We start from the raw sequence: 20,085 nt of genomic DNA on the forward strand, positions 1-20,085 counted from the left end.
AGGTATTAGGATTTACTGACACATAAAAGTGATGGTGAAAAAATGTTGCCTATCAAATATGCATTTTGAAGTTTTGATACATGCATTCGTTTCTCTGGTTCAGAGCTATCGTAGATGGCTTTAGTAAAAAAATCATCAGGCATTGTGTCAGCTGATTTCTTTCTCAGTCGTGCTTCAGAAAGCCTTACGGTGCCAGAATCTAGCATCACGTATTCAAACGCAATGGTACGCTGGACGCTACTTTTCCCAACGCCATGCTCTCCTGTTTCCGTAACGACACCAGAAAAATCAACCTCACCGGATCCGTCTTTATAAATCTGAACGTATACACTGCCATTGAATTTCACCCCATGAGGTAATTCTGGCATCGAGATCGTCGATACACAGTTGATGCTTATCCCATTATTGGGTGCCCAGTCAGCGATTCCTGTCGCGCGAACAGCAATTGCTGAAATAAACGCAATTGCTGAGACGCTTATCAGTGTTTTTTTCTTATTAATTTTCATGGATATAGATATCCTTGCAACCTGCAAATTTAGTTTGTTCTTTGTTATTCCAGGTGCAGCGGGACAAAAATACGCGTCCTTTTTCACCGTAGGTGTATAGATCGTCAGGCTGGAAGAAGTAGGTCGCACCCTGAATGCACGGAAGGTAAGTGTTTGTTAACAATCTGGCTTTTTCGAGTTTGACGGACATCATTTCTGGGGAGTTGTTATAAAAAGTATACACAGGGCACTGATCAATCTTACCGAGTTTCCAAGTCTTTATAGCTGAAATCATATCAGAAGCACCATTTTGTAATGGGTAAAAGGCTATAACCAGTGAACTCAGCAACAAAGTCATTACCAAAATCCAGATTTTTGCCGATACTTGCGTTTTTTTTATTTGCACCGATGCCTTAACATTTAATGAATTGATTTCACGGTAGTTATCAGTCTCTCTGATAGATATAGAGTCATCAGGAACCAAGAAGCCCACCCGGGGTATAGTCTGAATGACTTCCTGATTACAGCCGAGATCGTGGAGTCCTCTTCGTATAAATGAAATGTACTGGCTCAGAGAGTTATTCGAGGCCTGAAACCCATTCTTATCCCAAACATTAACTAAAAGATCCTCACGGGAAACGACCTTACCTCGTTGCTCAAGCAGGAACGAAAAAATACGATTCGCCGTGATGGAAAGTACAACCGAATTTTCGGGTGATGAAAGACTGGCAAGGACACCATCATCAGTTCTGAATGTTACTTCGTTGTAAATTTGGTAAAGCATATGTGTATTCATCTGCATATGATTGTTCCTCTCTATTTTAGCTGATATTTCACGTTTTGACATTGTGCTCTATCACGCATACGCATTTTGCAGTTAGATATTTTATAAAACCATTTCTTCTATTGCTTTATCAGAATATCTACCTATATGACATGACATTACTTCTATAGATTCTTGGGCAAGGTGTTGTTGTATTATTATTTTCGTCTCAAACCCTCCCAGTAACGAGGCTCTTCGTGAAGGTTCTGTCAATTAATTTTGAGAACATCATGAAGGGCATTATCAGGATTTACTCATGATGGATAGGCAAACATTCATGGTCATCACGCATGATACTTTTCTTCGTCAGTCTATTTTCGCTTTAATGAAACAAATTTGTTGTGAAAATAGAATATGTTTCATTGATGTCGATTCATTTAACTCGCTTGGAGAACTGAATGACACCCTATATCACTTTTCCAAAGAGGATGAAATTCGAACGATTTTGATCTCTCGCGGGTTATGGATCTCTAAGGTTATCTCATCTCAAATTGATTTATCTGTGTATGATGATTTAAACAAATGGCGACACCTTATAACGATAGCTAAACTAAAATCGGTGAGTAATGTAATTGAAAAAATTGAATTCTTCAAGGACTTCAAAGGAATGAGCCAATGTGAAGTTAAAACAATTCAATCATTAAAACTTTCAGAGAGTATTTTCTTGGCTGCAAAAAAATCAGGCGTAAGTTATAAAAACTTTTTGAGAAGTACACTCGCTATAGCAAAGAGGTATAATCTTAAAAACACCGCCAACCTGCACTTCTTTGTTTACAGGTTTAATAAATAGGATTACTCTCAAAAAAGTTTTTCCAGGGTGGTAATCCCCCCTGGAGCTTTTTAATCATGAAGCTATTAGTTAACGACATGCTGAAAATATATATCGATAATATGTACTCACCAGAATGTATACTTCCGCTAACCAATAAAATGTCGTGTAACACCATTTAAAATTCAGCACGATAATCTTTAAATATTTATTTTTATAGATGATGTATCTATAAATAACGCATTATTCATTATATATACCCTAGAAGAGGGGCGGCAAGTAAAATCACTCACGAAACGCCTGAGCTAAAAATCAGGCACTGATAATTTTGGCCCAAATTCACCTGTGAAGTAATCGCGAAAGAAAATGGGCTGTTAAAAGCGAGTGAGATGATGAACAAAGTATTTAAGGTTATCTGGAGCGTAGCCCGCTCGTGTGCCGTTGTTGTTTCCGAACTGGCACGTGGAAACGTACAATCAAGCAGTTCTTCGCTTATTACGGAAGAACAATACAGCGCAGAATTCCAGAATGCATATGTTTTTCGAATGGCACCTGTCGCTTTATTAATGCTTGCACTTTTTCCAGCGAAATCACAGGCAACAGATTATGTAGTAGACTCCATGACCCCACAAGATGCCATAGAGATAACAGTGAGTGGACGGGATAATACATTGTCAGGTAGCTTTTCGAATGTTTCGTATGGTAATAGTGGTTACACCAATATGACTCTGGGTGAGGCTTATGATAAAGGTCTTCTAGGTACTAATAGTGAGTATGTTAAGAATAACAACATATTTAACATCGGCTCGCAAAGCAAAGTAATTGACTTTATAGATCCAGTTACCGGGAATACGACATCAATAGCGGTCTACGATAATGATGCGATGGTCATTAACTCTCTCGCCGACTTTAATGTTACGATTTCAAATGCCGTGGGTGCTAACGGCCAGTATATAGATCGTAATCTATACAACGTTAATAGTGGAGCCACTCTTGATGTCAATGTTGGAAGTCAGGATGCCAACTGGATTAATGATAGGGAAAACTTATTTAGCGCTGTTTTCAAAAGTTCAAATACGAGTAGCATAAATAAAGCATCAGTTTTTAATGTTTCCAGTGAGTCTGGTGACAAAGCAGAGCTTAATTACCATTCTAAAACAATAGCCCAGTTAGGTAATGATTACAACAATCACAGTGGTGGCACGGCTATTGCGTACCCAGTGATTGACGAATTTACAGGTGAGTTCACCAGCAAACTTGGGCCACAAAATGTGACAAATGTGGAGGAGTTTAAAGCTTACAACGCTGCGTTAATCGCAGCGATTGAAAAAGGTGAGCTCTCAATGACCAGTGCAGAGTACAACGCTGAACTGAATTTGGCGCGAACTACCGGGTCTATCCCTATTTATGCGAATGAGGATGGGATTGCGTCTGATGATGCAGTTAGAGGAACGGTTAATCGTGATACCGTCTCCTACATCCACGGAACCGGCAAAGATGCCGTTATTAACATTGATAAAGACGCTAATCTGCAACTTTTTTGGTCTGATGCATCGCTGGTTAACCTGGAAAATGGTGCAACCTTAATCAATGAGGGCACACTAGGGTCGAATAACAATACGCTTCGTGGGGCCTATGTCGTCGCCGTTCACAGTGGTTCTGTATTTGAGAACAACGGGGTTGTTGATGCAGGGACTAACCCTGACATGGCTGAAAAATTGGGTTCGAGCGCAGCATTAGTCGCAGCAGGCCAGCACACGGCTATCCTGGCAAACGGCACATCCACTGTTAATAACAATGCCACTGGCGTGATTAACCTGGCAACGAGCTCTTCTCAATACAGTAATAAAGGTGTCCTACTCTCTTCGTCTGCGGTGCTGACAAATGACGGCACGATAAATGTCGCATCAACCGCGCAGACGAATACCACTGGCACACCGGTCACAACAGGTGTTGAGGCCGGCCAGCAATCAACATTTAACCATAACGGCATGTTGTACATCGGCCGGGAGGCTCAACGTGAGGGGACGGATGCGACTAACGACCTTCGTATTTCGGGAGACTCCATCGGTGTTCTGTTATCAGGCAGTGCGACGTATAACGGCGATAGGGCCTCAAAAATTGTAATTGGTTCTCAGACAACGAACGCAACAGCCATCGTTGTTAAAAATACCGCGACGTTAAATCAAAATGGCACGATAGAGATCAACGGCGATCTGCCCGGCGAATCCTCGATTGCGAACGTGGGGATCAACGTAAAATCAGGTACCGGTGAAAACCGGGTCGTGAACAACGGCGTAATCAATCAAAACGGGCAAAACAGTATCGGTATTGATGTGGAAGCCGGAGGAAAAATCACGCACGCGGGTGTCATTAACGTCAACTCCGGTGTAGATGAGGGGACGCATTACGCGAACTACGGTATCCGGGCGAGTGGTGAGGATGCCCTCGCCGTGGTATCAGGCGACGTCAATCTCAATGGCGATTATGCCATCGGTGTTCAGGCGCGTGATAAAGGCACCATCACCCTGGTGGATGACGGAACGGTGACCTTCAATGAAGGGAGTCACCAGACGGGGTATTACATCTACGGTGCCGGATCGTCAATTATCGATAATGCCACGAGTAATCAAACGGTTTCGACGACAGATTCGACACTTTATCGCGTCGATGGCGGCGCTGCGTTTGATGGTTCTAGTACCAATAAGTCACAAATGAATGCAACGGGTGATAACTCCACCATTATCCTTACGACGGATGCAGGTAGCAGTTTTAACTCCGGCAAGCTGGCGTTAAGCATTATGGGTGAAGGCTCAACTGGCGTTCGTATTGAAGGCGGTGCTACGGGGACAATCACGGCGGATGCCGATATTGTTAAAGTCGCCGGTAAGGGCACAACGGCGGGCATTGTTGACGGAAACTACTATGGCCTGGATGGTGAAGTCGTTGAAGCCAAAAAAGGTGAGTCGGTATTAACCAGCTATGCCACCCTTGAAACGGCCAACACCGCTGACGGCGCTTTCGGCTATATCGCTCGTAATGGTGGTACGCTGAACCATAAAGGCACTATTGATTTTGATCAGTCGGACAGTACCGGAGTGCTGATTTCCGGCGGTACGCTGAACAACGACGGCGATATTCAGGTGAATGGCGTGGCGGTCAATATTCAGGGCGCAGATTCCGTGGTGAACAATAGCGCGACCGTTTCTGCAACCGATGGCACCGCGGCGTATCTGGTCGAGAGCGACGCAACGCTTAACCTGACCGGTGAAGGGCAAACTTCCGCTGACGGCACGGCGCACGCCATTCTGTTGGCAAGCGGGGCGAAAGGGCTGGTCGTTGATGGCGCAACCATCACGATGGCCGCGGGCGGCAGCGGTAACGCCATTGAAAACCAGGCCAACCTTGCCGGTATTCAACTCAAAGAGACCCACATTACCGTCGGAAACGGCGTTGGTGTGCATACCGGGGCTTCCATGGATCGGATCAACTCTGGCACCATCAACGTCACTGGCAGCGGCACAGGTATCCTGTTTGAAAGTATGGACGGTTCGCAAACCGATCAGACCCTGGATATGTCCGACTCGCGCGATCTGGTCATCAACGTCCAGCAGGCGGGTGGTAAAGGGATCGTCACCAATTCCTCCGCAGACCTGAAAACCGGTGCCAGCGTCAACGTGCTGGACAGCGATGGCGCAGAGGCGCTGGTTGTCGGCGGGACCACGAAAAATATTGAACAGTCGGGCGAGCTGACGTCAGTTTCCACTTCGCATGCGGTGGTCGATGCAGATAACGGCTCTCTGGAAAGCTTCCTTAATAAAGGGGTGATCCGCGCGCTGGATGCTTCGCAAAAAGCGCTGGAAATCGTTAAAGGGAAGGGCATTGCCTTTACCAATGCCGCGGAAGCCAGCATCACCGGGATGGTAAATTTACTGAGTGGCGATAACACCGTCACGCTGGAGTCCGGCAGTACGGCAACCGATATCACCACCGGTAACGGCAGCGATCTCTTCTTGCTGAAAGACATCAAGGCGACGGAAACCTCGCTCTTCACCAGCCTGAATGGTGGAGAAGGTGAAGACACGCTCCGGTTGCAGAACGCACAGTACACTCTGAACAGTGCCGACGCCATTACCGGCATGGAGCATATCGATCTGACCAGCAACTCCGTGTTTACCGTCAATAACGTCGACTTCGTCCTGGGTGACGCAAAAGATGATGCAGCGAATACGGGTTACAGCATTGATACGAACAGTACGCTGCAACTGAACGCGACCGGCGATATGGCGTTCAACAGCCACCTCTCGGGAACCGGGACCGTGTCTGTGGATGCGTCCGGCAAGGCGTTTGATTTTACCGCCAACAATGCCGCAGACGGTTTCCAGGGCACGCTTGCGCTGCAAAACAGCACCTTTGAACTGGCCGGGTTAAATACTCAGGCCCTGGCTAAAGCGACGCTGAGCGCGGGTGAAGGCAGCCTCACGCATGTCGGCAAGGGCGAACAGAATATCGGCGGGCTGGCGTTTAACGGGGGCACGGTGAGTTTCGACGGTGTTACGCCGGGCAAAACGCAAGCGGATGGTACGATCCATGCGGGTAAAATGGATCTGAGTGGTCGCGGGACCGTTCAGGTGGATACCGGCAGCGTCAGCAATGATCATCCACAGGCGGATACGACGCTCTCCCTGCTTGAGCAGGACGACGCACAGGAGTTGATCAAACTGGCTACCTCTGACTCCGCTGTGCAGGGTGGTGCGGGCAACCTGACGTTAACCGACAAAGACGGCAACGTTATCAGCGATGGCGTGGTGGCTGACATTGAGCAGAATGGCGACGTGGTGGCCAAAGGCACTTACGATTACCGCCTGAGCGGTGGCGAAAACGACGACGGGCTGTATATCAACTACGGGCTGACGCAGGTCGAACTGCTGGCGTCCGGCAGTAACGCACTGGTGCTGGATGCTAACGGTAAAACAGGTAATGCCGCTGACCTCAGCGCCCGCGTCACCGGTTCAGGAGACCTGGCCTTCGACAGTGCCAGAGGCCAGACCGTGTCACTTTCCAATATGGATAACGACTACACCGGCATCACCGATGTGCGTAGCGGCAACCTGCTGATGAATAACAACGACGTGCTGGGGCAGACCAGCGAACTGCGTCTGGCATCTGACACTGGTTTTGATATGAACGGCTACAGCCAGACGGTCGGTAAACTGACGGCCGCTGTCGATTCTTTGCTGAATATCCATGGTGGCAGCCTGACGATTGCGGATGGCGGTGAGGCGAACGGCACCTTAACAGGTAGCGGCGCGCTCAACCTGAACGGAGGAACGCTGACTGTCACGGGTGAAAACAGCACTATGACCGCGAAAACCACGATTGCCGAAGGGGCCACGGCGTTGCTGAACTCTACGCTGGGCCTCGGCACCGGCGACATCGTGGCGGCCGGTACGCTGGCGTTAAGCAATGCCGCAGGCGTACTGTACAACGCCATCAGCGATAACGGCAGTGTCGAACTGACCGACAGCGATGTGGTGCTGGCCGGTAACAACAGCGAGTTTACCGGAACCTTTGACATTGATGGTGGATCGCAGCTTACCGCGTCCGTGGCTGAACATCTGGGCGATGCGGCGGTGAAAAACGCCGGTTCCCTGGTGCTCAACAGCGCCAGTAGCTGGGACCTGAACAACATTGTTTCCGGTGCGGGCAGCGTTACCAAGCTCGGCAGTGGCACCATCACCGTGGGCGAGAATGCCGAGTGGACCGGTGCCACACACATTGAGCAGGGGGGCCTGCAGCTGGGCAGCGAGATTGCTTCAGTGGTGCTGAGCAGCAAGCAGGTCAATATCGCAGAACAGGGAACGTTATCCGGGTTTGGCGGCGTGGCAGGTGATATCAACAACGCTGGTCTGCTTCAGGTTGGCACCGCTGAGAGTATAGGTACGCACACATTTACGGTGGGCGGAAACGTCACCAACAACGGTACGATGGCCACCGGTGTGTCCGGTCAACAAGCCGGTAACCAACTGGTGATTAAGGGTAACTATGCGGGCAACGATGGGCTGCTGTCACTTAACACCGCGCTTGGCGACGATAAATCCGTCACCGATAAGCTGGTGGTGGAAGGCGATACCTCCGGCAACACGTATGTCACGGTGACAAACGCCGGGGGCAAAGGGGCGGCGACCATCAACGGTATTGAAGTTATTACCGTTGAGGGGGCGTCCGACGGTGATTTCACCCAGAAAGGCCGTATTGTTGCCGGGGCGTATGACTACACCCTGAACCGCGGTACCGGTGAAAACAGCAGTAACTGGTATCTGAACAGCAGCAAAACGGACCCGGGCACGGATCCGGGTGATAAAGAAACGCCGGATCTGCGTCCGGAAGGCGGCAGCTACACCGCAAACCTGGCGGCGGCTAACACCCTGTTTGTGACCCGTCTGCACGATCGCCTGGGTGAAACACAGTTCATCGACGCGTTAACCGGCGAGCAAAAAGTCACCAGCATGTGGATGCGTCACGTGGGCGGCCACAACAACTGGCGTGATGGCAGCGGGCAGCTCAAAACGCAGAGCAACCGTTACGCCGTTCAACTGGGCGGTGATGTGGCGCAGTGGAGCCAGAGTGGTCTTGACCGCTGGCATCTTGGTCTGATGGCCGGTTACGGCAACGACCACAGCAATACCCACACGTCACGTACGCAGTATGGTTCGAAAGGGTCTGTGAACGGCTATTCCGCCGGGGTTTACTCAACCTGGTATGCCAACGACGAGACGCACAGCGGGCTGTATGTCGATACCTGGGCACAGTACAACTGGTTTAACAACAGCGTGAAGGGTGAAGGTCTGCAGGGCGAATCCTATAAATCGAAAGGGGTGAACGCCTCGGTGGAAACCGGCTACACCTGGAAAATGGGGGAATACCAGACGCGTGAAGGTTCGACCAACGAATGGTATATCCAGCCGCAGGCACAGGCCGTGTGGATGGGCGTGAAAGCCGACGATCACCGTGAAAGCAACGGCACCCGCATCACCAGCAGCGGTGACGGTAATGTGCAAACGCGTCTTGGTGTGAAAACCTGGATCAAAGGCCACAGCCAGCTCGATAACGGTAAAGCGCGTGAGTTCCAGCCGTTTGCCGAAGTTAATTGGCTGCACAATACCCGTGATTTCAGCACCCGGATGGACGGCGTTAACGTCAGCCAGGCCGGAACGAAAAACCTGGGTGAGGTGAAAGTGGGTGTCGAAGGGCAGGTCAGCCCACGTTTCAACCTGTGGGGCAATGTCGGCGTGCAGGTGGGTGATAAAGGCTATAATGACAGTGCGGCAATGATCGGCGCGAAATGGAACTTCTGATAATCGTCTCCTGACCTTTTTGCCAGGCAACCAGTGGTTTGCCTGGCAATCCTGCTGGTTGGACTGACCCCACGCTCGTAGACAAATTCTTTCCTCACGACGGGGCCTGTTCAATAAGTTGAGACATTATGAAATGAAAAATCCACGCAATTGCGTGGATTTTATAGGGTTTTGCGATTCTCATGAGATTCGTTGGAACCTCATGAGACAGCAGATTTTATTTAGACGTTGAACAGGAAGTTCATGATATCGCCATCTTTGACGATATAGTCCTTACCTTCGGCACGCATTTTCCCAGCTTCTTTCGCACCTTGCTCACCTTTATAGGTGATGAAATCTTCAAACGCGATGGTTTGTGCGCGGATAAAGCCTTTCTCGAAGTCGGTATGGATTTTACCGGCTGCCTGCGGAGCCGTGGCACCGACAGGAATGGTCCATGCACGGACTTCTTTCACGCCAGCGGTGAAGTAGGTCTGCAGGTTCAGCAATTCGTAGCCAGCACGGATAACGCGGTTCAGGCCCGGCTCTTCCAGACCCATTTCAGCCATGAATTCTTCACGGTCAGCATCATCGAGTTCTGCGATGTCAGCTTCAACGGCTGCGCAAACGGCAACCACAACAGAACCTTCGGCAGCCGCGATTTCGCGCACTTTATCGAGGTACGGGTTATTTTCAAAACCGTCTTCGTTGACGTTGGCGATGTACATTGTTGGCTTCAGCGTCAGGAAGCTCAGGTATTTGATGGCCGCTTTGTCTTCGTCAGTCAGCGTTTTCAGCGCGCGCAGCATGCCAGCGTTTTCCAGCTGTGGCAGGCATTTTTCCAGCGCAGCCAGTTCTGCTTTAGCGTCTTTGTCGCCGCCTTTGGCCTTCTTCTGCACGCGATGGATAGCGCGCTCACAGGTGTCGAGGTCGGACAACGCCAGCTCGGTATTGATAACTTCAATGTCATCAGCCGGATCCACTTTGTTATTAACGTGGATGATGTTGTCGTTTTCAAAGCAACGCACCACGTGGCCGATAGCTTCGGTTTCACGGATGTTGGTCAGGAATTGGTTACCCAGACCTTCACCTTTGGACGCGCCTTTTACCAGACCGGCGATGTCGACGAATTCCATCGTTGTTGGCAGGATACGCTGCGGTTTGACGATTTCGGCCAGCTGATCCAGACGCGGATCGGGCATCGGGACAACACCGGTGTTCGGCTCGATAGTACAGAACGGGAAGTTTGCCGCTTCAATACCCGCTTTTGTGAGCGCGTTGAACAGGGTGGATTTGCCTACGTTTGGCAAACCGACGATACCGCATTTGAATCCCATGTTTAAATCACCTTAATCTTTTGATATTCAACCTGTTATGGAAAACAGATTGTAGAAATGTAAATAACTTTGCCTATTATACACAGCACGCGAGAAAAATGCCGCACATCGCTGCTTATTGCGCTTTAAAGGTGTGTAACCGGCTCGTCGCTTTGGTCAGGCCGTCTTTGAACAAAATCTCGGTACAACGTGCCGCTTCGTCAATTGCTTCATCAATTAACTTCTGTTCTGAAACAGGCGGTTTGCCTAAAACAAATCCGACAACTTTGTTTTTATCGCCCGGATGGCCAATTCCAACGCGTAAACGATGAAAGTTGGGGTTATTACCTAACTTACTAATGATGTCTTTCAGGCCATTATGTCCGCCATGACCGCCGCCAAGCTTAAATTTGGCCACGCCAGGGGGCAGGTCTAACTCATCGTGTGCGACCAAAATTTCATCGGGGTTAATACGATAAAAACTGGCCATCGCACCGACAGCCTTGCCGCTCAGATTCATAAATGTGGTTGGCACCAGCAGACGGACGTCTTCACCTTCAAGCGTAACTCTGGAGGTGTAGCCGAAGAATTTCGGCTCATCGCGCAGGGGAGCGCGTAATCTTTCTGCCAGCAGATCGACATACCATGCGCCTGCATTGTGTCGCGTTGCCGCATACTCTGCGCCGGGGTTCGCCAGGCCGACAATCAATTTAATCGCCACGTGTTTTGTCCTGAGTGTTTCGATAAACGACGTGTAGTTTACTGTCTGACGCTGCTGTTGACAAAAAACTGCGTGCTTATCGCCAAAAGCTGAATAATTGCACAAATGGACTATTAGAAAATGAGTGTGTTCAGTGGCTTATTTGTAAAGTTTTGTTGCATGAGTGTTTGTAATTGTGATCGCTCCCGCACTTGCGAACGGCAGTGTTGTCTATACTTTACACATAAGGATTAGGGGTATTCCCTGTAACAACCCAAAGTTCCGGAGGTGACACATGAAACGCAAAAACGCTTCGTTACTCGGTAACGTGCTCATGGCTTTAGGGTTGGTGGTGATGGTGGGTGGTGTTGGTTACTCTATTTTAAACCAACTGCCGCAATTTAATCTGCCACAGTTTTTCGCACATGGTGCCGTGCTCAGTATTTTTGTTGGTGGTGTCCTCTGGTTGGCGGGTGCCAGAGTGGGGGGGCACGAACAAATCAGCGATCGTTACTGGTGGGTGCGCCATTATGACAAACGCTGCCGTCGCGGTGATACCAATCATCGGCATAACTAAATAGCTCTCCCAACTCGGAGTGCAGTTGTTTGAACACAAAGTCCTGGTTTAAAAACCAGGGCTCTGCTTGTTCGTCAGTACTGGGTTAAACGACTTCTACCCTTGGTGGCATACTACAAAGAAGCGTTATTCGAATAACCGATAATGTAACGCTTTGATCGCGCTGTCTGCATTGTCAGCCGGCAACAGGATGCTCAGGTTGTCGTTTGACGCCCCATGGCAAATCATTCGTACCGTATGCTCTTCAAGCCAGGCAAAAACGTCTTTGCAAACTCCCGCAGCCTGTGTGAGTTGATTCCCCACCAAAGTGACCAACGCCAGCCCGGTTTCCACTTCCACCCGACAGTGGGAGGACAAGGCGGTAAACAATGCGGTGGTCAACACATGGTCTTCACCTGAGGTTGCATGAGTGGCGTCCAGCGCCAGCGCAATACTATTCTCTGAGGTTGTAACCAAATCCACCGTGACCGCATGGCGAGCTAAAATGGCGAAGGACTGCGCTAGGAAAGAACAGGAAGGTTGCTTCTCCAGACTGTGTAACCGCAACAGCGTCTGTTTACGACGCACGGCGAGCGCGCGATAGCGAGGTGGATTATCGGTGGTGTTGTGCACCAGCGTACCTCCGGCGGCAGTATCCTTACTTGAGCCAACAAAGACCGGAATGCTTTTACGCATTGCCGGGAGCAGTGTCGCCGGGTGGAGGACCTTCGCACCGTAGGCGGCCATATCGCTGGCCTCGGAAAATGAGATATGGTCGATTCGTTTGGCCCGCGGCGCAATGCGTGGGTCGGTGGTGTAGATCCCTGCAACGTCGGTCCAGATGTCAACGCGTGTGGCGTGAAGCGCCTCACCGAGAAGCGTAGCCGTGTAATCACTACCGCCGCGTCCAAGCGTTGTGGTGTGTCCTGCGGCATCACGCCCGATAAATCCCTGAGTCACCATAATCGCTTGCTCAAGACGAGGGCGCAGGTGAGTCTCCACCTGGTGGTGCAGTGTGCCAAGCTCGGGTTCGGCGCAGCCGAAGTTCGAGTTAGTACGCATCACGCTGCGGGCGTCAAACCACCCGGCCTCGGCATGCCGTTCACGTAAGACTTCAGTAAACAGTAGCGAGGACATCAGCTCGCCATGGCTGACTAACTCATCGCTTAACGCATCAGACGGCGAAACCATCGCCGTTTGTGCAAGTCGACGTATATTGTTTAGAAGATTATCGATTTCCGTGCTGATAACGGACGGCTGCTTCAGGCGGGAAATAATGTTGTATTGGATGGCGCGTAAAGTCTCAATCTTATCTAATTGTTGATGTGTTTCCAGACCTTCAGAAAGCTCAACCAGTAAGTTTGTCACGCCTGCTGAAGCAGACAAAACGACTAAACGGACATCTTGATCAGCAAGGACAATGCTGGCGCTGCGGTTCATCGCATCAAAATCAGCGACGCTGGTGCCGCCAAATTTGGCAACGACGGATGGTGGATAAATGCGAGTCATAACAATCTCATATCAGGGCGCCATAAAAGTATGGCTAGAAAATTTTCATTCTCGGCATAAGGGAACGAAGTTCGCCTTACGAAATGTCCGCCCGCGAACATTTCTGCTGACAACCCAGGGAATACCTGTTGTCGATAACGCGTGTCGCCTGTACGCGTTATCGGGTGCTGCGCATTAATTTTATCTACATAGCCTGCAAATAAGCGCGCCATACTAAGTGATTTATATTTAGGGATCGACTTTTTTATTCGATTTATCGACAAATAAGTGAAAAATCATGGCATCACAAGATATCGCGAGCATCATTAATGGTAAAAACGTGTAAAAAAATAATAAAAACACGAAAATTCCATGGTTTTTATTAGATTGTCTGCGTTGCAATTAGCTACAACATTGTTAATTAAATAGATATATTTCTTTAGGATTTAGTAATGGTAAATAGTTGTTACGCTTTGAATTTAAAGGGGAAAGTTGTTATTTTCAATGCCGAAAAATAAATGATTGAGTCCTAAGCTAAAACAACATATATTAGCCGCGCTTTTTTACAGGTAATCCTTATAACCATTTATTCAATCAGGCGTTAATCTACACCTGGTTGTAGGAGTGATATGATGACGGATAAAGTCCGTATTGATACTTTAAGTGCTAATTCATTACCACAGAGCAATGATACCTTTTTAGCAAGACAGGCTGAGTTTGAATCTAATGTCCGCAGCTATCCACGTAAACTGCCATTAGCGATCGCTAAAGCGCAGGGCGTCTGGATTACTGATGTAGAAAATAATCAATATCTTGATTGCCTGGCAGGTGCCGGAACCCTGGCGCTTGGTCATAACCATCCTGAAGTGCTGCAGAGCATTCAAAGTGTCATCACAAGCGGCTTACCGTTACATACGCTTGACCTTACCACGCCGTTAAAAGATGAATTCTCATCATATTTACTTTCTTTATTACCGGGTCAGGGCAAAGAATATTGTCTGCAGTTCACCGGTCCGTCCGGCGCAGATGCTGTTGAAGCGGCACTGAAGCTGGCGAAGAAAGTCACCGGCCGTTCCAGCATTATCAGTTTCTCCGGTGGCTACCACGGGATGACCCACGGCGCGCTGTCCGTGACCGGCAACCTGTCGCCGAAAGAAGCGGTCAGCAACATGATGGCGGAAGTGCAGTTTATGCCGTATCCGCATCAATACCGTTGTCCGCTGGGTATCGGCGGCGACGCTGGCGTTAAAGCATTAACCTACTACTTCGAAAACCTGATCAACGACGTTGAAAGCGGCGTGCGTAAACCGGCTGCCGTGATCCTCGAAGCGGTGCAGGGTGAAGGTGGCGTGAATCCGGCTCCGGTCGAGTGGCTGCAACGCATTCGTAAAGTGACGCAGGAACATGGCATTCTGCTGATCATCGATGAAGTTCAGGCGGGCTTTGCACGTACCGGTAAACTGTTCGCCTTCGAACACGCCGGTATTGAGCCAGATATCATCGTGATGTCCAAAGCGGTTGGCGGCGGTCTGCCACTGGCGGTGCTGGGCATTAAAAAGCAGTTCGATGCGTGGGCTCCGGGCCACCACACTGGTACTTTCCGCGGCAACCAGTTGGCGATGGCGACCGGTCTGACAACGCTGAAGATCCTCAAAGACGACAAGATTGCCGATAAAGTTGCTGCCCAGGGCGAGTGGCTGAAAGGCAAACTGGCTGACCTGCAGAAACGCTACCCGGTTATCGGCCAGGTGCGCGGTCTGGGTCTGATGATCGGCCTGGAAATCGTGAAGCCGAACGAAGCGCAGGATCACATGGGCTGCTACCCGGCCGATGGCGAGCTGTCCGCGTTGCTGCAGAAAAAATGCTTCGAAAATGGGCTGATTCTGGAGCGTGGTGGCCGCAACGGTTGCGTGCTGCGCCTGTTGCCGTCACTGCTGATCACCAACGCTGAGCTGGAAATCTTCCTCGATAAATTCGAAAACGCCCTGCTGGGCGCTGGCGTGAAGCCGGTTTAAACGGAGTTGGATCGAATGTCAGACGTAAACCCGATTCTGTCCGGCTCGGCGCAAAGCATTGCAGCTTATCAGGACGCTATCGAGCAGAGTACGCAAGCGGTCGTTGAATGGTTAAAGCAGCCTGAGATGTATCAGGGTAAAACCGTTGAGCAACTGCGTGAACGTATCAACCTGAATTTTACGTCTCAGGGCCTGGGCAACCAGGCCGCTATTGAGCGTGCGGTTGAATACTTTCTCAAAGACAGCTTGTTGGTTCACCATGCGCAGTGCGTGGCGCATCTGCACTGCCCGAGCCTGGTGATTAGCCAGGCGGCGGAAGTTCTGATCAACGCCACCAACCAGAGTATGGACTCCTGGGACCAGAGCCCGTCGGCCACCATCATTGAGATCAAGCTGATCGAGTGGTTGCGTGAGCAGGTTGGATACCCGGCAGGCGATGCGGGCGTATTCACCAGCGGCGGTACGCAGAGTAACCTGATGGGCCTGATGCTGGCGCGTGATGCTTTTTTCGCTCGCCAGGGGCACTCCATTCAGCAGGATGGTCTGACCGGTGATCTGAGTAAAATCAAAGTGTTCTGCTCTGAAAGCGCGCACTTCTCCGTGCAGAAGAACATGGCGCTGATGGGGCTGGGCTACCGTTCCGTCACCCAGGTGAAGACCGATACGTTTTCACGCATGGATCTGGCTGACCTGAAAGACAAGCTGGCCCAGGCGAAAGCCAACGGTGAGCAGGTGATGGCAATCGTCGCCACTGCCGGTACTACCGATGCGGGCGCAATCGATCCGTTAGCGGATATTGCAGCGCTGGCTGCAGAACATCAGATCTGGATGCACGTGGATGCGGCATGGGGCGGGGCGTTACTGCTTTCTGAGAAGTACCGTGACTTCCTGAACGGCCTTGAACTGGCAGATTCCGTGACGCTGGATTTCCACAAGCAGTTCTTCCAGACCATCAGTTGCGGTGCGTTCCTGTTAAAAGATGCGCGCCACTACGAGCTGATGCGTTACCAGGCGGCGTACCTGAACTCTGATTTCGATGAAGAGGCTGGCGTACCAAACCTGGTATCGAAGTCACTGCAGACCACGCGCCGTTTCGACGCGCTGAAGCTGTGGATGGGCCTCGAAGCGCTGGGCAAAAAGCAGTATGCCGAGATCATTGATAACGGTGTGACGCTGGCGCGTGATGTTGCTGAGTTTGTCAAAACCCAGCCACATCTTGAACTGGTGATGGAGCCGCAGCTGGCAAGCGTGCTGTTCCGCTTCCGCCCGCAACGTGACGACGTGGCATTTGTCGCGCTGCTGAACCAGCGTATTGGCGACGTTCTGCTGGCTTTTGGTAGCGCCAACGTCGGCGTGACCGAAGCAGATGGTGTCACCTGCCTGAAGCTAACGCTGCTCAATCCGACGGTATGTCTGGAGGATGTTAAAGTCCTGCTGGCAAGCGTGAAGGCAACGGCTGAGCAACTGTTGAACGCGTAAGCAATAAGCTTGTTATAAAAATGGCTCCCAGGTAAGGGAGCCATTTTTTTGTCTGTCATTTGCAATCCGGCGGCGTTTAGCCTGGCCGGGCTACACGTTAGCGGATATCTGCTAGCGCAGCATCTTTATTCGGGAAGAACGTCAGGCGCCCGGCAATCGGCTGAATACCCGCGCGCGCCATGGTACGTAGCGGCTGGAATTCCAGATTACTGATGCGTAATTCACAACCTTCCGGCAGACGTTTTACAAAGCGCTGGAAAGCGTCCAGACCACCGGCATCCAGTACCGGGACCGCGTCCCACTTCAAGACTACGATGCGTTTACCTTCAATACGCGACTCAAGATCGGTAAATAATCCTTCCGCCGCGGCAAAGAACAGCGGACCAATAACGCGCAGCACCAGCACATCGTCCGGTACGTCTACGTTGACCGGCGCCAGGCGAGTCATGCGCGCAATACGACGCATAAACAGCAGAGAGGCGAGAACGATACCGACGCTGATGGCAATAACCATGTCGAACAGTACCGTCAGCGACATACACATCAGCATGACAATGATGTCGTCTTTCGGCGCATGACGCAGCAAATCCACCACTTTATGCGCTTCACTCATGTTCCATGCCACCATCAGCAGCAGGGCGGCCATGGCGGAAAGCGGTAACCAGGAAAGCAGCGGTGCAAGTACCAGCAGGGCAAGGATCACCAGAATCGCGTGGATAACCGCAGAGATTGGCGAGGTCGCCCCGGCGCGGACGTTTGCCGCAGAGCGGGCAATTGCCGCTGTGGCGGTGATACCGCCAAAGAATGGTGCCACGATGTTACCCAGCCCCTGGCCAATCAACTCGCTGTTAGCTTTATGCTTGGTGCCGGTCATCCCATCGAGTACGACGGCGCACAGCAGAGATTCAATTGCCCCCAGCATCGCCATCGAGAAGGCTGCCGGTAACAGCGCCTGTAACGAGCTCCAGCTTAGGGTAAAGTTTGATTCCGGCATATTCCACGGCAGGACCAGCTGCGGCAGCAACTGCGGGATACCATTACCCTGTGAGCCGTCAGCCAGAATGTAGTGGAACTGAGAACCAATGGTGGCGACATGGCCGCCGGTCAGGTTCACGATACCCATTACCGCACAGCCTGCCAGCAGTGCGGGAAGGTGACCCGGCAGTCGGATCCCCAGGCGCGGCCAGAAAATCAGGATCCCCAGCGTCACTACGCCAATGGCGGCATCGCCGAAATTGATGGTCGGCAAGGCCATAAACAGCGCGCCAACCTTCTGCAGATAGTGCTCCGGGACATGGGCCATCTGCAGGCCAAGAAAATCTTTAATCTGCATGGTACCGATGGTGATACCAATACCCGATGTAAAACCTAACGTTACCGACACGGGGATATATTCGATCAGGCGGCCAAAACGAGCGAGGCCGAAAAGGATCAGGAATATCCCGGACATGAGCGTGGCAACCAGCAGGCCTGCCAGCCCAAACTGTTGCGACACCGGATACAGAATCACCACGAAGGCGGCGGTTGGGCCAGATACGCTAAAGCGCGATCCCCCGGTAAGGGCGATAACAATCCCAGCGACGGCTGAGGTATACAGGCCGTACTGCGGCGCAACGCCACTGCCTATTGCCAGGGCCATTGCCAGCGGAATGGCGATGATCCCAACGGTTATCCCGGCGATCAGGTCACGGGTAAAGCGAGAGGCAGTATATTTTTCTTTCCAACAAGCGTCGATGAGGGCGCGGAAAGGCATCACATGTGAGGAAAATAATCTGTTCACAATAATGTTTCATCCATGAGCGCATCATCTGTCAACTAAATGGCAGGTGAAGGAGGCATAAGTCATACAAATAAGTATTGCAGATAAAAAAACCCGCCGCAGCGGGTTTTTGAGCCGGGCTCGATTAATGCTCGAACATAGCAGAGATGGATTCTTCGTTGCTGATACGACGAATCGCTTCGGCCAGCATACCCGACAGGGTCAATGTACGCACGTTTGGCAGCGCTTTGATTTCGTCAGTCAGTGGGATAGTGTCACAGACAACGACTTCATCAATCACTGAGTTGCGCAGGTTGTTTGCCGCATTACCTGAGAAGATCGGGTGAGTGGCGTAAGCAAATACACGTTTAGCACCACGTTCTTTCAGTGCTTCTGCTGCTTTGCACAGCGTACCGCCGGTATCGATCATGTCATCAACCAGAACACAGTCACGACCTGCAACGTCACCAATAATGTGCATCACCTGAGAAACGTTCGCACGCGGGCGACGTTTGTCGATGATAGCCATGTCGGTATCGTTCAGCAGTTTAGCGATAGCGCGGGCACGCACGACGCCACCGATATCCGGAGAAACCACAATCGGGTTGTCCAGGTTCAGCTGCAGCATGTCTTCTAACAGGATCGGGCTACCGAATACGTTATCAACCGGTACGTCAAAGAAGCCCTGGATCTGTTCAGCATGCAGGTCAACGGTGAGGACGCGGTCAACGCCAACGCTGGACAGGAAATCAGCGACGACTTTAGCGGTAATCGGTACACGAGCGGAACGTACGCGACGATCCTGACGTGCATAGCCGAAGTAAGGAATAACGGCGGTGATACGGCCTGCGGAAGCACGGCGCAGCGCATCAACCATAACGACCAATTCCATCAGGTTGTCGTTAGTAGGGGCACAAGTGGACTGGATGATGAAAATATCACCACCGCGTACATTTTCATTAATTTGTACGCTGACTTCGCCGTCGCTAAAGCGACCTACAGCGGCGTCGCCGAGTGAAGTGTACAGGCGGTTGGCAATACGTTGTGCTAGTTCCGGGGTGGCGTTACCAGCAAAAAGCTTCATATCAGGCACGAGAAGAACCTCAGGCATGCGTCCATTGGTGGAAAGAATCTGCCGAAAACTGTGCGGGCCAGGCAGTATCCTCTCCATGCGGTGTATTAAAGAGCGCGATGCAACGTCTGGAACAGGGTGACGTTGTCACCGCAACTCAGCTTGCCCGGCTTACTCTTTATCTTTCGCGTTTCATTTGCGCTGGCATCAATTCCTCACACCAGTTACATACTGAAGTTGTATGCACCTGGCGATTCGTCATTTCGCCATCTTCCTGAAATCCGAA

At 50.8% G+C, this 20,085-nt stretch carries 12 protein-coding genes; 5 read left to right on the plus strand and 7 right to left on the minus strand.

The annotated features are described in order from the left end of the window. Window positions 1-5 precede the first annotated feature (5 nt). Both SK38_RS04490 and SK38_RS04495 read right to left on the minus strand, forming a co-directional pair. Window positions 6-506 (minus strand): hypothetical protein, encoded by a 501-nt coding sequence (locus SK38_RS04490; protein ID WP_048235251.1) that lies wholly within the window; start codon window positions 504-506, stop codon window positions 6-8. After that, a complete protein-coding gene (locus tag SK38_RS04495; RefSeq protein ID WP_231504598.1) occupies window positions 496-1,287 on the minus strand; it encodes a winged helix-turn-helix domain-containing protein in 792 nt (263 codons plus the stop codon). Before SK38_RS04495 ends, SK38_RS04490 begins: the two co-directional genes overlap by 11 nt. Window positions 1,288-1,564: 277 nt before the next feature. Here SK38_RS04495 and SK38_RS04500 point away from each other — a divergent pair, with 277 nt between their 5' ends. Further along, window positions 1,565-2,098 (plus strand): hypothetical protein, encoded by a 534-nt coding sequence (locus SK38_RS04500; RefSeq protein WP_048216235.1) that lies wholly within the window; start codon window positions 1,565-1,567, stop codon window positions 2,096-2,098. A 371-nt stretch (window positions 2,099-2,469) separates the two neighbouring features. After that, on the plus strand, window positions 2,470-9,435 hold the full coding sequence (locus SK38_RS04505; protein WP_048236411.1) for an autotransporter outer membrane beta-barrel domain-containing protein: 6,966 nt from the start codon (window positions 2,470-2,472) through the stop codon (window positions 9,433-9,435). Between the two features lie 221 nt (window positions 9,436-9,656). Here the strand turns inward: SK38_RS04505 and ychF are convergent, their stop codons facing one another. Then, window positions 9,657-10,751 carry a redox-regulated ATPase YchF gene (ychF, locus tag SK38_RS04510; protein ID WP_003020818.1) on the minus strand — a complete coding sequence of 365 codons (1,095 nt, stop codon included), beginning with the start codon at window positions 10,749-10,751 and terminating at the stop codon, window positions 9,657-9,659. A gap of 115 nt (window positions 10,752-10,866) precedes the next feature. Beyond that, window positions 10,867-11,451 carry an aminoacyl-tRNA hydrolase gene (gene pth, locus SK38_RS04515; RefSeq protein WP_003020814.1) on the minus strand — a complete coding sequence of 195 codons (585 nt, stop codon included), beginning with the start codon at window positions 11,449-11,451 and terminating at the stop codon, window positions 10,867-10,869. A 274-nt stretch (window positions 11,452-11,725) separates the two neighbouring features. Between pth and ychH the strand changes: the two genes are divergently transcribed. Next, a complete protein-coding gene (gene ychH / locus SK38_RS04520) occupies window positions 11,726-12,007 on the plus strand; it encodes a stress-induced protein YchH (protein ID WP_003833480.1) in 282 nt (93 codons plus the stop codon). Window positions 12,008-12,133: 126 nt separating this feature from the next. Here ychH and lysC read toward each other — a convergent pair whose 3' ends face one another. After that, window positions 12,134-13,495: a lysine-sensitive aspartokinase 3 gene (gene lysC, locus SK38_RS04525; RefSeq protein WP_048224056.1), complete on the minus strand. Its 1,362-nt coding sequence runs from the start codon at window positions 13,493-13,495 to the stop codon at window positions 12,134-12,136. 608 nt (window positions 13,496-14,103) lie between these two features. Here lysC and SK38_RS04530 point away from each other — a divergent pair. Both SK38_RS04530 and SK38_RS04535 read left to right on the plus strand, forming a co-directional pair. Next, a complete protein-coding gene (locus SK38_RS04530) occupies window positions 14,104-15,489 on the plus strand; it encodes a diaminobutyrate--2-oxoglutarate transaminase (RefSeq protein WP_008784983.1) in 1,386 nt (461 codons plus the stop codon). 15 nt (window positions 15,490-15,504) lie between these two features. Continuing rightward, window positions 15,505-16,968 (plus strand): pyridoxal phosphate-dependent decarboxylase family protein, encoded by a 1,464-nt coding sequence (locus SK38_RS04535; RefSeq protein ID WP_048235252.1) that lies wholly within the window; start codon window positions 15,505-15,507, stop codon window positions 16,966-16,968. Between the two features lie 97 nt (window positions 16,969-17,065). Here the strand turns inward: SK38_RS04535 and dauA are convergent, their stop codons facing one another. Together dauA and prs are read right to left on the minus strand one after the other, a co-directional pair. Beyond that, window positions 17,066-18,748 carry a C4-dicarboxylic acid transporter DauA gene (gene dauA / locus SK38_RS04540; protein ID WP_071692414.1) on the minus strand — a complete coding sequence of 561 codons (1,683 nt, stop codon included), beginning with the start codon at window positions 18,746-18,748 and terminating at the stop codon, window positions 17,066-17,068. Window positions 18,749-18,872: 124 nt separating this feature from the next. After that, window positions 18,873-19,820 carry a ribose-phosphate diphosphokinase gene (gene prs, locus SK38_RS04545; RefSeq protein ID WP_001518537.1) on the minus strand — a complete coding sequence of 316 codons (948 nt, stop codon included), beginning with the start codon at window positions 19,818-19,820 and terminating at the stop codon, window positions 18,873-18,875. Window positions 19,821-20,085 lie beyond the last annotated feature (265 nt).

This window comes from Citrobacter sp. MGH110 (assembly GCF_001037515.1).
Taxonomy (GTDB): domain Bacteria; phylum Pseudomonadota; class Gammaproteobacteria; order Enterobacterales; family Enterobacteriaceae; genus Citrobacter; species Citrobacter portucalensis.